General features: G+C 71.0%; 11 protein-coding genes. 4 read left to right on the forward strand and 7 right to left on the reverse strand.

Going from position 1 to position 13,810, the window contains the following annotated elements; all coding sequences use genetic code 11:
• Positions 1-456 precede the first annotated feature (456 nt).
• Complete coding sequence (locus JEQ17_RS19065; RefSeq protein ID WP_200396361.1) at positions 457-1,953, forward strand: oligopeptide:H+ symporter; 1,497 nt, start codon at positions 457-459, stop codon at positions 1,951-1,953.
• Between the two features lie 171 nt (positions 1,954-2,124).
• Here JEQ17_RS19065 and JEQ17_RS19070 read toward each other — a convergent pair whose 3' ends face one another.
• The 6 genes from JEQ17_RS19070 to JEQ17_RS19095 form a co-directional block, all read right to left on the reverse strand.
• Positions 2,125-3,408: a hypothetical protein gene (locus tag JEQ17_RS19070; protein WP_200401584.1), complete on the reverse strand. Its 1,284-nt coding sequence runs from the start codon at positions 3,406-3,408 to the stop codon at positions 2,125-2,127.
• Positions 3,409-3,485: 77 nt separating this feature from the next.
• Positions 3,486-4,604, reverse strand: a complete 1,119-nt coding sequence (locus JEQ17_RS19075) for a neocarzinostatin apoprotein domain-containing protein (RefSeq protein WP_200401585.1) — start codon at positions 4,602-4,604, stop codon at positions 3,486-3,488.
• Positions 4,605-4,669: 65 nt separating this feature from the next.
• On the reverse strand, positions 4,670-5,587 hold the full coding sequence (locus JEQ17_RS19080) for a COG1470 family protein (RefSeq protein WP_200396362.1): 918 nt from the start codon (positions 5,585-5,587) through the stop codon (positions 4,670-4,672).
• Positions 5,588-5,707: 120 nt separating this feature from the next.
• Positions 5,708-6,394, reverse strand: coding sequence for an LPXTG cell wall anchor domain-containing protein (locus JEQ17_RS19085; RefSeq protein WP_200401586.1), 687 nt, complete (start codon positions 6,392-6,394; stop codon positions 5,708-5,710).
• A gap of 304 nt (positions 6,395-6,698) precedes the next feature.
• Positions 6,699-7,202 (reverse strand): ATP-binding protein, encoded by a 504-nt coding sequence (locus tag JEQ17_RS19090; RefSeq protein ID WP_143639095.1) that lies wholly within the window; start codon positions 7,200-7,202, stop codon positions 6,699-6,701.
• A gap of 280 nt (positions 7,203-7,482) precedes the next feature.
• Positions 7,483-7,902, reverse strand: a complete 420-nt coding sequence (locus JEQ17_RS19095) for an STAS domain-containing protein (RefSeq protein ID WP_200396363.1) — start codon at positions 7,900-7,902, stop codon at positions 7,483-7,485.
• 250 nt (positions 7,903-8,152) lie between these two features.
• On the opposite strand from JEQ17_RS19095, the gene JEQ17_RS19100 reads away from it, so the two are divergent.
• The 3 genes from JEQ17_RS19100 to JEQ17_RS19110 all read left to right on the forward strand — a co-directional run bounded on the left by JEQ17_RS19100 (position 8,153) and on the right by JEQ17_RS19110 (position 12,562).
• On the forward strand, positions 8,153-9,052 hold the full coding sequence (locus tag JEQ17_RS19100) for an RNA polymerase sigma factor SigF (RefSeq protein ID WP_055614815.1): 900 nt from the start codon (positions 8,153-8,155) through the stop codon (positions 9,050-9,052).
• Between the two features lie 393 nt (positions 9,053-9,445).
• Positions 9,446-11,029, forward strand: a complete 1,584-nt coding sequence (locus tag JEQ17_RS19105; protein WP_200396364.1) for an RICIN domain-containing protein — start codon at positions 9,446-9,448, stop codon at positions 11,027-11,029.
• 192 nt (positions 11,030-11,221) lie between these two features.
• Positions 11,222-12,562, forward strand: a complete 1,341-nt coding sequence (locus tag JEQ17_RS19110) for a DUF418 domain-containing protein (RefSeq protein ID WP_200396365.1) — start codon at positions 11,222-11,224, stop codon at positions 12,560-12,562.
• A gap of 37 nt (positions 12,563-12,599) precedes the next feature.
• Here the strand turns inward: JEQ17_RS19110 and hutI are convergent, their stop codons facing one another.
• Positions 12,600-13,787, reverse strand: coding sequence for an imidazolonepropionase (gene hutI / locus JEQ17_RS19115; protein ID WP_234048268.1), 1,188 nt, complete (start codon positions 13,785-13,787; stop codon positions 12,600-12,602).
• Positions 13,788-13,810 lie beyond the last annotated feature (23 nt).

Consider the following 13,810-nt stretch of genomic DNA (forward strand, 5'->3'; position numbering starts at 1 on the left):
CGACACCCGTGATTCGCCCGCACTCCGCGGGAGATGCCACCCTGTGGGTTGGGGATGTAAATCTATGAACGACCTTCGATTCAGGCGCATAGTTCCATCCATACCTGTGATCCATCTCTCAAGTCATGTCATATGCGGCAATGCCATGCCGTGGGGCCTTATGGTGACCAGACGCCTGTAGCACCACGCAGGGACCTTTGGCGGGAGCTTGACGCCGAAGGTCTCTTTTGTGTGCGGGCTGGTGTCTACCAGCCTTGAAAGGAATGACCTGTGGCCGGGCCCCGAGCGCGAGGACGCGCGCGGGGCGTGGATCCCGGTGGTCGCCGTCCACCGCTCCGACGATCAGGAGCGGACTCCCCGTGGGCGTGGGGCGGGACGGGCCCCCGCCGGTGCCGGCCGCCTCCCCCACCGGGCGCGCGACGCTCTGCAGCGCGTCCCGACCAGCAAGGAACGACCATGGCGTCCAGCCTGACGAAGGACTCGGTCTCTCCGGGCACCCCCGGTTCCGAGAAGACCTTCTTCGGCCACCCCCGCGGACTGGCCACTCTCTTCATGACCGAGATGTGGGAGCGCTTCTCCTACTACGGCATGAGGGCACTCCTCCCGCTGTACCTGGTCGCACCCGGCGGCCTGCACCTGAGCGCGACCGCCGCGACGGCGATCTACTCGGTGTATCTGTCGCTCGTTTACCTGCTCGCCCTCCCCGGCGGCTGGTTCGCGGACCGCGTGCTCGGCCCCCGCAAGACCGTCGCCGTCGCCGGCCTGGTCATCATGCTCGGCCACCTGACGCTGGCGCTGCCCTCGTCCGGCACCTTCTACGCCGGTCTCGGGCTCGTCGCGATCGGCTCGGGTCTGCTGAAGGCCAACATCTCGACGATGGTCGGCCACCTCTACGACGGCCCGGACGACCCGCGCCGTGACGGTGGCTTCACCGTCTTCTACATCGGCATCAACCTCGGCGCGTTCGCCGCTCCGCTGGTCATCGGCACCATCGGCGAGAACGTCAACTGGCACCTGGGCTTCGCCCTCGCCGCGCTCGGCATGGCGCTGGGTCTGGCCCAGTTCCTGATCGGCCGCCGCCACCTCGACACGCGCTCCGACGTCGTCCCGACGCCGCTGTCCGCCGCGGAGAAGGCCTCGACGCTGCGCAAGGGTCTGCTGTGGCTGGCCGTCGCCGCGGTCTTCTACTCCGTCGTCGGCTTCTCCGGCCACTACACGCTGAACTGGGTCCTGGTTCCGCTGACGGTCCTCGGCCTTGTCATCCCGGTCTGGGTCATCGCCCGTATCAAGCGGGACAAGTCCCTGGACCGTGTCGAGCAGTCGAAGATGTCCGCGTACATCTGGTTCTTCATCGCCGCGGCCGTCTTCTGGATGATCTACGACCAGGGCGGCTCCACGCTGTCGATCTTCGCCGAGTCGTCGGCCGAGAACAGCGTGTTCGGCTGGGAGTTCCCGGTCTCCTGGTACCAGTCGGTGAACCCCGTGCTGATCATGGCCCTCGCCCCGGTCTTCGCCTGGGCCTGGCTGGCGCTGAACCGCGCCGGCAGGGAGCCGAGCACGATCGTGAAGTTCTCCTCGGGTCTGGTCCTGGTCGGCGCGTCGTTCTTCCTGTTCCTGGCGCCCCTGTCGATCGCCGAGGGCGGTCACAAGGCCGCCGCGATGTGGCTGGTCGCCATCTACTTCGTCCAGACCGTCGGCGAGCTGACCGTCTCCCCGGTCGGCCTCTCCGTCACCACGAAGATGGCTCCCGCGAAGTACGCCTCCCAGATGATGGGCGTCTGGTTCCTCGCCGTCACCGCCGGCGACGCCACGACGGGCCTGCTCTCCATCGCGGGCGTCGACCTCAACGGCATGGGTGTGGTCGCCCTGGAGGCCACCCTCGCCGTGATCGCGGGCATCGCGGTCTACATGTACCGCAACAAGGTCAAGTCCCTGATGGGCGACGTCCGCTAGCCGCTCCGCCGAGGTCCGGCAGATCAACCGCGGGACCGTTGTGGCTGACCGCGCGGTTCCCCGCGCCCCTGATCAGGGGCGCGGGGAACCGCGCGGTCTTTGGCTTCAGGGGCGCGGGGAACCGCGCGACCAGCCATGACGCACCCGCGGCATCCGAACGGCGACGCTCCCCTACGGCGCCCGGCGCGAAGCCTGCCGCCGAGGCATGAACGTGAACACGGCCCCGCCGAGCAGAATCGCGGTCCCGGCAACAAACCCGAGCGCCCGCAACCCCCCACTGTCGTCGGCCCCGGTGTCCGCCAGCCCACCGCCGGAGTCACCGGACCCACCGGCCCCCGACGTACCGGTTCCCCCGGCGGAGCCACTCCCACCGGCGGCACCCCCCGGCTGCGCCGACGTGTCCAGCGTCAAGGACACCTCGGACTTCTCCGGCGTACACGTCGTGGTCGTCCCGAGCGCCTTCACCGTCAGCACACCCGGCGAGAGCGTCGACTCCCCGTCGGCGCCCGGCTTGTACGTGCCGGTCATGTCGGAGATCACCATCGGATCCCCGGACTTGATCGCCTCGGGGTTCGTCGGGCCCTCCACATGGACCGTGCCCTTGTCGGCACCGCCGAGCACGACCTCCATCGACGGCTTGACCGAGTCCGCCGGGATGTCGGCGGGGCTGTCCATCACGGACCCCTTGAACTTCACGGTGAGGTCGTAACTCCCGCCGTCCTTCTTGGCGTTGATCTGCACCGGTGAGGTCGCGTTCTTGTCGCCGATCGGCGTCTTGCACGCGTAGGGGATCTTGACCTCCTTGCCGGTGAAGTCGGTCTCACCGCCGCCACCGGTGGTACCGCCCGTGTCGCTGCCCCCGGTCTCGCTCTCGGTCGGGGTCGGCTCGCCGCTCGTCGGCGGCGGGCTGGTGGGATCAGGGGGATCGGTGGGATCGGGAGGCGGAGTCCCCTCCCCTGCCGTGACGTTGATCGTCGCCGCGGGCTTCACCGTCTCCGTCGGTGTGCACTTCGTGTCCGTCGAGAAGGCGTTGATGGCGTACGCGTCCGGCGTCAGCGTCACCTCGCCCGCCGTCGTCAGTTTCAGTTTGCCCTTCATGTCGGACAGGACCATCGCCCCGCCCTTGGGGATCGCCGGGTTCTCGCGCGGCCCCTGCATCGCGATGGAGGCGGCCTGCGCACCGGCCGCCTTGAGGGTGCCGGACGGCTGGACCGAGTTCGCGGGCAGATCGATGAGATCGGGGTTCTTCGACGCGGCCTGTGTGAACTTCCAGACCACCTCGACCTCGTCACCGACCTTCGCCGTGGCCGGCGCGGTGATCTCCACCTTGGTGGTGCCCTTGACCGTCGGCAGCCCGGCGGCCGGAGGCGGTACGCAGTCGGTCGCGTAGGACACCTCGGCGGCCTGGGCCGGCGCCGCGGCCACGCCCAGCAGGACTCCCGCACCGCCGAGCATCATCGCGACCCCGGCCGCGCCCGCTCTCCGGCTGCCTCTGGGCCGTTTCGGCCCCGGCCGGACTCTCCGTTGCGTGCTCACGTGTTTCCCTTCCTGGTGGGGGTCGTCGGACTGTTCTCGTGCGGTGCGGAGAGCGGATCGGCCTCGGCCGCCCCCGGATCGGTGTCCGGGGTGAACCAGGGCAGGGTCGGGTTCGTACGGGATCGCGTACGTGTCGTGGTGTCGGCCTCGGACTCGTCCGGGGAGGCCGACGTGAGGCTCAACCTGGGCATCCGCAGGGTGACTTCGGGCAGCCGGAGACCGCCGCGCCGCACACCGTGCGCACCGCGGCCGGGACGCCCCGGGCGCGCGGAGCGCCCTGTGCGCCCGCCGCCGCGTCCTGCGGAGCCGCGCGGCCGGATCCGGTCGACCACGGCCATCCCGATCCGGAACAGCGCGGCCGGTACGACGACGCAGACCAGGATCCAGAAGAGCGTCACGCCCCAGGGGCGCCCCACGCCCCACGGCTGCTCGGCGAGCACCTTGCCGCCGAACTTGAGCGAGACCGTGTAGTCGCCGTGCGCGCCGGCGGTCAGCTCGACCGGCAGGGTGATCCGTTCCTTCTCGCCGGGCCCGATGGTGCCGCGCCACTGCTGTTCCTCCCACTGCGGGGCGAACACGCCGTGGGAGGTGCCGACCTGGAACACGGGGTTCTTGACGGCGGTGGTGCCGACGTTGCCCACGGTGAAGACGAGCTCGCGGGACGGCGGCGCGCCGAACCAGGCGAGCAGGCCGCTCGATCCGTCCAGCCGGGTGTCGGTGAGCACCGAGAGCCGTCCGCCGCTGTCCTGCTTGGGCAGTGGCTCGACATCGTGTCCGGCGACCAGGAACGGGGCGTCCGCCTCCGCCTTCTCCCCGGTGACCGTCGCCACGTGCACCACGCAGGGACACGGTTTGGGCGGCTCGGCGACCGGCAGCTTCTTGCTGAAGGCGCCCTTCGCGTCGGTCGTGACGGCCCGGCCGTCCGCGTTGGCACAGGAGTTGGTCCCGCCGATCACGCCCCGGTCGGTCGAGGACTGCCCGCAGATCAGCATCATCAGCAGCGCGTTCGGCCGCCATCCCGTACCGCTCACGGTGATCGAACCACCCGTCCCCGCCTGGGACTTGGACAGCTTGACCACCGGTTTCTCCGCCGCCGAGGCGGTGGCCCCGGCCATGGGGAGCAGAACGAGTGCGAGCACCACGACAACCGCCGGAATCCGTCGCACCCCTGTTTTCGCGCTCACGTCACCGCTCCCGTCAACTCGGCTTCCGTACGCGGCTGTCCGGCGTCCGGTGTCTCCCGCGGCCGCCTACGACGTCGTACGAACCAGTGGCCGCCGGCCGCACACACCGCGAGCCCGGCCGCCGTGCCCGCCACCGCTCCCCACGGCACGAACCGGGCCGACGCGCCCGCCTCGTCGTGGGCCCCGCCCGCCGCGGTGACCGTGACCTCCACGTCGACGGAGTCGATCGCGGGCGGGTCGGGCCAGGGTTCGGTGAGCGCGACGCGGCGCCCGGGGAGCAGTTCGACGGGCAGGGCGCGCGGGGCCCGGTCCAGCACCTCGCCGAAGAGCCCCTCGGCCCGTACGGCGAGTTTCGGGGTCAGCACGGTGGTGCCGCGGTTGACCAGTTCGTACGAGATGCGCCCGCCGGTGACCCGTACGTGCTCGACGGTGAGCGCGGAGAGGGTCGGGCCGGCGACCCGCAGATGGACACGTACGGCCGCGGTCCGGCCGGCGGCGCTCGCGACGATCGCGCCGGGGTGGTCGCCGGGCGTGGCGCCCGCCGGGACGCTCACGGTGAACGGCACGTCCGCGCGGGTACGTGCCGGGATCCGCACCGTCCGCTCGGCGAAGGTGATCCAGGCACCGGTGTCCCTCGCCCTGGTCCGCACGGAGAATCCGCCGCTCCTCGTGTTGTCGGCGTCCGCGCCCCGGAGCCGAACGGTGAGCGGCCTGCCGCCCGGGTTGAGCACCGACACCGTGTCCTGCAGGACCGTGCCGGGCGCGCCCTCCGCGTAGAAGTACGGCCGTAAGTCCCGCCCGCCGGCCGACGGCACGACGGACCAGCCGCCGTCGGCCGCGGCGGTGGGAGCGACGGCCAGCAGTGCGACGGCGGCGAGACAGAGCACACGGGCGGCGGGCGGTACGAACGGCATCGGCGGCTCCGAATGGCGTACGGGTCGTGCGAGACGTGCAGGCCGTGCGGTTCGCACGGGTCGCGCAGTCGTACGAGACGTGCGGTTCGCACGGGTCGCGCAGTCGTACGAGACGTGCGGTCAGCGGTGGGCCTGGTTCCTCCGGGTCAGCCACAGCACTCCCGCCGCGCCCGCCAGCAGCACCGTGCCGCCGAGCGTGCCGAGGGCGATCGCGGAGTCCTCGGGGCCGGTCTGCGGGAGTTCCTCGCCGCCCGCGGGGGCGTCCTGCGAGGAGCCCGTGGTCCCCGTCGTCCCGCCGCCGGCCGCCGTGACGTCCAGGGTCAGCGAGACCTTCGGGCTGTTGGAGGGCGTGCACGTGGTCGTCGTACCGAGGGCCTTGATGGTCAGCACACCCGGCGTGAAGGTGACCTTGCCGGACTTCTTCGGGGTGTACGTGCCCGTGAGGTCGGTGATCTTGATCGGGGTGTTGGCGGGCACGGTCTCCGGGTTGGCGGGCCCCTTGACCGCCAGCGTGCCGGTCTCGGCGCCACCCAGTTTGATGACCGCGCTCGGGTTCATCGCGCCCTTGCCCAAGTCGACGGGGCTGGACGAGACGCCCTTCTCGAAGGTCATCGTGATCTGGTAACCGCTGCCGCTCTTGACGCCCTTGATGTCGATGGGCGAGACGGCGGACTTGTCACCGATGGGTGTCTTGCACTGGTAGTTGACGTCCACCACGTCGGCCCGGGCAGCGGGGGCGGCCATCAGCACCGCCGAGCCGGCCAGAGCCGCGGCGGACGCGAGCGCGGCGGTTCGTTTCGGGTACATCCGGTATGACACGGTCCCCTCATTCCTGAAGGCTTTCCTGATGGCGTTCCTGACGGCACATCAGATCGGCCGTCAAGGTACGCCCGGGGCCTTGCCGAGGGAAGACAAAGTGCGCGCCGGATCCGTGGGGATCCAACGCGCATCAAGTGAGGAAAGGGCAAGCACCCGAACCGCGGGTAACCCAAGAGACGCCCAGCGGCAGGCGCCCCCCGAAGGGGCGCGGGGAACTGCGCGACAAGCCACAACGCACCCGCGGACGAAGAAACCCGCAGGCCACGCCAGAACAGCCGAACCCAGCCGAGCGCTAAGCCGGCGCCCCGAGCTCCGCCCAGACCGTCTTGCCCGCAACCCCGTTCGTACGGATCACACCCCAGTCCAGACACAGCCGCTGCACGATGAACATCCCGTGGCCACCGGGCCGCCCGGCCCGGTGCGGGGTGCGCGGAGCGGGCTGACCCGTCCCCCGGTCGGAGACCTCGACGCGGAGCACCTTGTTCTCGCAGGCGATCGAGAGCTCGTCCGGGCCCTCGGCGTGCAGACAGGCGTTCGTGACCAGTTCGGAGACGACCAGCAGGACATCCTCGGCCGCGGCCCGTTGGTCGGCGGTGGCCGCGGGCAGCCAGCCCCACTCGTACAACGCCTGACGGGCGAAGTCGCGGGCGAGCGGGACGACCCCGCTCGCGCCGTCGAAGTTCAGCCGACGGGCCCGACGCACGACAGGCGTGCCGCCCGGAGGCGTCCCGGAAGCGCCGCCGTCGCCCGGTTCCGGGCCGCGGTCGCCCGGCGGGTAAGGCCGGGTGGTGCTCATCAGCGCTTCACCTCACCGATTCACCAGTTCACGATTCAAGACTCAGTACTCAGCACATTCAGGACATTCGGAAAGCTCGGGGACACTCGGGATCCGGGAGTCGTCCGGGGACTGCCGCGCGCTTGCCGTTCGGTCTGTTGACATATTCAGGATGTCTCCTGCCCGACCGAACCGTCAGAACACCCACTTATTCGGCATGGATGCTGTGACTCTGGTAACGCGCTGATCACACGGACACAACCGAGGCATAACTTTGCCTCAGAGGAGTGCCTTGCGGCGACTAGTCGCCCCGGTCGGGCTCGGGTTTTCCCGCCTCGGACCCGTCGGACCCGGGGTCGCTCAGAGCTTCTTCGAGCGTGTCGTGGAGGGTGAAGACGGCTTCCGCCCCGGTGATCTCGAAGACCCGGGACACCACCGGCAGCATGCCCGCCAGATGAACCCCGCCACCCGCGGCCTCGGCCTTCAGCCGGGCACCGAGCAGCACGTTCAGCCCCGTGGAGTCGCAGAACTCCAACCGCGAGCAGTCCACGACGAGCCGCGCGAACCCGCGGTCGAGGCATTCCTCGATCGGTTCGCGCAGTAGATCCGCCGTATGGTGATCCAACTCACCTGCCGGGGTCACGACGGCGCTAGCGCCCTCTTCCCGCACCTCGACCAGAAGCCGGCCCGACTGTGCGCTGCCGACCGTCCCGCGGTCCATGCCGTGTCTCTCTTCCGACCGTCGTGGCTGTTGATACGCCCTCGAACCCTACGCCTTCCTTGCACCCTTCCAACACCCGAACAACCGCCAAGAAACGGACATTTCGCAATGAAACACACTTGCGGGAGAGTCGCGAAAGCGGGTAGGGCTAGTAGAGACAGTTTTCGACACGGCCGGCTTTGGAGGCGCCGCACACCGCAGTGCACGTATTGGCATCGGCAGCCATATGCCGAGAACGATGGAGGACATCATGTCACCCCGGCTCGACGCATCGCAGACCCAGAGGGCGACGTCGACACCCCCTCTGGAACGACTGGAAGACGAGTCCGCCGACGAGAACGTCGGCCTCGCCGGACTTCCGGAGATCCCGCCTTTCGACGAGGTCGGGCCAGTGGACGCACGGGCCCTGTCCAAGACCCTCTTCGAGCGGCTGGAGTCGCTGGAAGAAGGCACCCACGAGTACTCGTACGTACGCAACACCCTGGTCGAACTCAATCTCGCCCTGGTGAAGTTCGCCGCCTCCCGGTTCCGCTCCCGCAGTGAGCCGATGGAGGACATCATCCAGGTCGGCACGATCGGCCTGATCAAGGCGATCGACCGGTTCGAGCTCAGCCGTGGCGTCGAGTTCCCGACCTTCGCGATGCCGACCATCGTCGGCGAGATCAAGCGCTTCTTCCGCGACACCTCGTGGTCCGTGCGGGTACCGCGCCGACTGCAGGAACTCCGCCTCGACCTGGCCAAGGCGGGCGACGAACTCGCGCAGCAACTGGACCGCGCTCCGACGGTGGGAGAGCTGGCGGAGCGTCTGGGGCTGTCGAACGACGAGGTCGTCGAGGGCATGGCCGCGTCGAACGCCTATACGGCAAGCTCGCTCGACGCCCAGCCCGAGGAGGACGACTCCGAGGGCGCGCTGGCGGACCGGATCGGCTACGAGGACCACGGGCTCGAAGGCATCGAGTACGTCGAGTCGTTGAAGCCGCTGATCGCCGAACTCCCGCCGCGCGACCGGCAGATCCTGTCCCTGCGGTTCGTCGCCAACATGACGCAGTCCGAGATCGGTGACGAGCTCGGCATCTCGCAGATGCACGTCTCGCGGCTGCTCTCGCGGACGCTGGTGCGGCTGCGCAGGGGACTGACCGTCGAGGAGTGACGGTCGCCGTCGCCACCTCCACCGCACGACCGCGCAGGGCTTGCGGTCGTGCCGGCGCACGAGGCGCGTAGGTGTGCGCTCGGGGCCGGGCCGGATCATCCGGCCCGGCCCCGAGTGCGTTGTCCGCCGGTCACGCGGGTTCGCGCCCGCGGATGACGCGCCTGCCCCCCGCGGCTCACGCGGGTTCCGGCCCGCGGCTCACGCGGCTTCCGGCTCGCGGATCCCGCCGCTTCACGCTCTCCGAGCACCCGGGTCCGGCCCTCGTGTCCCCCGAGTTACCCACGGGAACCCCTTTCTTCACTGTTCACCTTCCATCACTATGGTCACTCGCCAAACTGGCTGGTATGTCAGTTGTCCGGCGGGTGAGGCACGGGGGTGCAGGGAGGCACGTGGATGGTTCGGGGCGAGGGGCAGGGAGCCGGCGATGGCGCCGGTAACGGGGGCGGGGGCGGCGTGCACGCGGGTGCGGCCGACGCGCGGCTCACCGAGTTGCTGCGCGCGGACACCAAGACCGCGTACGCGGCACTGCGTGAACTGCGCGTGCGGCACCGGCCGGCGGTCCTCGCGTACGCCCGCCTGTGCACCACCGTCGACTCCGCGGCGCGGCAGCTGACGGACCGGGCGTTCGCCCTGGCGGCCCAGGAGACCGCTCGCGGTTCCGACCCGGGCGGCCCCTGGCGGCACCAACTCCTGCTGTTGACGGGGCGGGTGGCCGTCACCTGGGCCGGGGACGAACGGGCCGGCCGGCTCGACCCCGGTCTGCTCGCGCGGCTGCGCACGGCCGGTCCCGAGGGCCCGACGCCGCCGCTGCTCGACGCGTTCCGGTCGCTCCCCTCCCGGGTCCAGGGCCTCGCCTGGTACGGGATCGTGGAGCAGGAGCCCGAGGAGAACACGGCAGGCCTGCTGGGACTCACCCGCGAGGACGTGACGTACGGAACGGAGCCGGCGCTCCAGGCACTGCGCGCGTCCTTCCTGAAGAGCCATCTCGCCGCCTCCGGCGATCGGCGCTGCCAGGACTTCCGCCGGCTGATCGAGGAGTCGGTACGCCCCGACAGCCCCCGCCACAGCACGGATCTGCGCGCCCACATGGCCGAGTGCGCGCACTGCGCCACCGCCTACGAGGAGTTGTCCGCGCTGCGGGACGACCCGCACACGGGCCTGGCCGAGGGCCTGTTGCCCTGGGCCGGCACGGCGTACGCCACGGGCGCGGCGGCCCGCTCGCGCGCCACCCTGCGGACGGAGTCGGCCACTTGGGGGTCCCTGGCGGCCTGGCCGCCCTCCCGTCGCCTCGTGCTGGCCTCCGCGGCACTCGGGGTCGCCCTGGCCCCACTGCTGCTCTTCCTCGTCCCCTCGGGCGGCTCAGGGCCCGACACGGCGGGAAGCGCGGGGAATCCGGTGCCCCCGCCGGCGGTCACGGTGACGGCCACGGTCCCGACGGCACCCTCCGCGTCCCCCACGGGCGGCACCGACTCCCCGTCCCCGACGAAGAGTTCGCGTCCGTCGAAGTCGGCGTCCCCGAGCCCGTCCCACCCGACGTCCAGCCCGCCGGCCGCCCCTGCGCCACCTCCGAACGGCGGTTACGCCCAGGTCGTGAACCGCTCCACCGGCCGCTGCCTGGACATCCTGCACGGCGACATGGAGAAGGGCTCGGACGTCATCACGGCCCCCTGTTCCTCGTCCGGCACCCAGCGCTGGCGCGTCGACACCGACCGGGGCGCGCTGCAGTCGTACGCGGACCCCGACTTCTGCCTGGACAGCCGCGGCGCAACGGACGACGGCGTGGGCATCTGGGAGTGCGACTCGCTCGGCGGCCGCAACGCCGTGAACCTGCGGTTCGCGGTGTCCGCCGACGGCGCGATCCGCCCGGCCGTCGCCCCGGACCACGCGCTGACTCCGTACGGCGACGACGGCCTCGACCTGGCCCCCGACACGGAACGGACTGAGCAGTTGTGGCGGGCGGGGGCGGGGCCTGCCTGAACCTCCGGGCGGGGCTCCGGGCCGGGATTCCGGGCCAGGGTGCCTCGCCGGGATTCCTCGCCGGGGGCTGACCGAGGGGGCGTTCGGCGGCGACTTTGGTCGCGGTCCTCCGGCTCGGTGTCATCCCTTGGTCGGTCGGTGCTGGACCGCCGACCGATATCGCGCAGGTCAGGCCCTTCCTAGCGTGGGGTCATGACGACCACGAGCGAAGAGACGCCGGTACGACGCGGGGGCGTGCGGGCCGAGGAGCGGGCGCTCGCACCCGACCTCGCACGCGGGATCATGCTGTTGCTCATCGTTCTGTCCAACACCGCCTTCCACCTCTGGGCGGCCCGGCGCGGCCCCTCGGGCTGGCAGCCCGTGGACGGCTCGTGGCTCGACCACGCGGTGCAGTTCACCATGATCATCGTGCTGGACCTGCGGGTCTATCCGCTCTTCGCGTTCCTTTTCGGCTACGGGATGATGCAGCTCTTCCTCCGGCAGACCGCGGCCGGCAACTCCGAGCGGGGCGCCGCCAGGATCCTGCGCAGGCGCAGTCTGTGGCTGATCGTCATCGGGCTGCTGCACTCCACCTTGCTGATGGCGGGCGACATCGTCGGCTACTACGGAGTGCTGAGCCTCGTCCTCGGCCTGGTCTTCCTGCGGCGCAGCGAGCGCGCGCTGAAGCGGTGGATCTGCGTCGGCGTCGTACTGATCGTGTTCTTCGCGGCCCAGCCCGTCGTGTCGGCCCTGCTCCGGGGCGAGTTGGGCACGCTCGGGGACGCGGGCGCGGAGCCCGGCTTCATGGCGTATGCGGCACAGGAGGGAAATTGGCTCACAGCGGCTCAGACCCGGCTGGAGACCGGGCTGTTCGTCACGTTCCTGGCCTCTGCGCTGGCGATGGTCGCCGGCGGGTACGTCGTCTTCCTGCTCGGCTTCTGGGCGGCCCGCCGCCGTGTCCTGGAGGAGCCCGGACGCCATCTGACTCTGTTGCGCCGTACGGCCGTCATCGGCATCGCGGTCGGCTGGCTCGGCGCGCTGCCCACCGCGCTCGCCCACGTCGGCGCCCTGGAGGTACCGGCCGACGCGCAGAGCGAGGAGGGGGCGCTCACCCTGCTCCGAGACGTCACGGGCAATGCCGCCGGGCTCGGTTACGTCGCCGTCGTCGCGCTCTTCGTGCACTGGTGGAGCGGTCGCGGGGCGGCGCGCGTGGGTGCGGGTGCAAGTCAGGGTGAGGTTGCGAGGGCCGGGGCGCGCACGGGGGTTGGGGTTGGGGTTGGGGTTGGTGCCACGGTCGTCACGGCGGTGTCGGCGGTCGGCAAGCGGTCCCTGTCCTGCTACCTCGCGCACTCGCTGCTCTTCGCGCCGGTGCTGGCCGCCTGGGGGCTCGGTCTCGGCGAGCACCTGTCCAGCTGGACCATGGCGCTCTTCGCGGCCGGCGTGTGGCTGCTGACGGTGGCGGGGGCGTACGCCCTGGAGCGCGGGGGGCGCCGGGGCCCGGCCGAGGCGGTGCTGCGGCGGCTGATGTACGGGTCCCGGGCCAAGGCGGGCTGAGAGACCGCCCGCCCAGGACCCGCCCTCGGTGCCCGCCTCAGGCCACGCGTACGCCCCGCCGCCACACCTGGTCGACCAGCGGTACGCCCGGCCGGTAGGCCAGGTGGACGTGGCTCGGGGCGTCGAGGAACGCGAGGTCCGCGTACGCGCCCGGGGTGAGGCGGCCGACATCGGTGCGCCGAAGTGCTGTCGCGCCGCCCGCCGTCGCCGACCACACGGCCTCGTCCGGCGTCATCCCCATGTCCCGTACCGCGAGGGCGATGCAGAAGGGGACAGAGGAGGTGAAGGACGAGCCGGGGTTGCAGTCGGTCGACAGGGCGACCGTGGCCCCCGCGTCGAGGAGACGGCGGGCGTCCGGCCATTCGGCGCGGGTGGAGAACTCCGCGCCGGGGAGCAGGGTCGCCACGGTGTCGCCGCTCGCGAGGGCGTCGACGTCCGCGTCCGTGAGGTGGGTGCAGTGGTCCGCCGAGGCGGCGTCCAGTTCCACGGCCAGCTGCACTCCGGGGCCGTACGAGAGCTGGTTGGCGTGGACGCGCGGGTGCAGGCCCTTCGCCTTGCCCGCCGTGAGGATCGCGCGGGCCTGGTCCCCGTCGAAGGCACCCTTCTCGCAGAAGACGTCGACCCAACGGGCGTACGGGGCACAGGCGTCGAGCATCTCGCCGGTGACGAGCGCGACGTACGCGGCGGGGTCGTCGGCGAAGTCCGGGGAGACGATGTGGGCGCCGAGGTAGGTGACCTCGTCGGTGTGTGCGGACGCGATGCGCAGGGCCCGGGCCTCGTCCTCGACCGTCAGCCCGTAGCCGGACTTCGTCTCGAACGTGGTCGTGCCCTGGCGCAGGGCCTCGGCGAGGTAGTGGGTGAGGTTGCGCTCCAACTCCTCGTCGCTCGCCGCCCGGGTGGCGGCGACGGTCGTACGGATGCCGCCGGCGCTGTAGGCCCGGCCGGACATCCGGGCGTTGAACTCCTGCGTGCGGTCGCCCGCGAAGACGAGGTGCGAGTGGGAGTCGACGAAGCCCGGGATCACCGCGCGGCCACCGGCGTCGACCCGATTGTCAGTGGCGGGTGCTTCTCTTGAATCACCGGTCCACGCGATGCGGTCGCCGTCGATGACGACGGCCGCGTCCTGGATCAGACCGAGAGGAGACCCGTCGCCGAGGGAGGGATCGTTGGTGACCAGACTGGCGATGTTGGTGATGACGGTCGTCGTGCCGTTCGCAGTACTCATGGCGTCCTTGTCGGGGCTCGGGC

The organism is Streptomyces liliifuscus (assembly GCF_016598615.1).
GTDB lineage: Bacteria > Actinomycetota > Actinomycetes > Streptomycetales > Streptomycetaceae > Streptomyces > Streptomyces liliifuscus.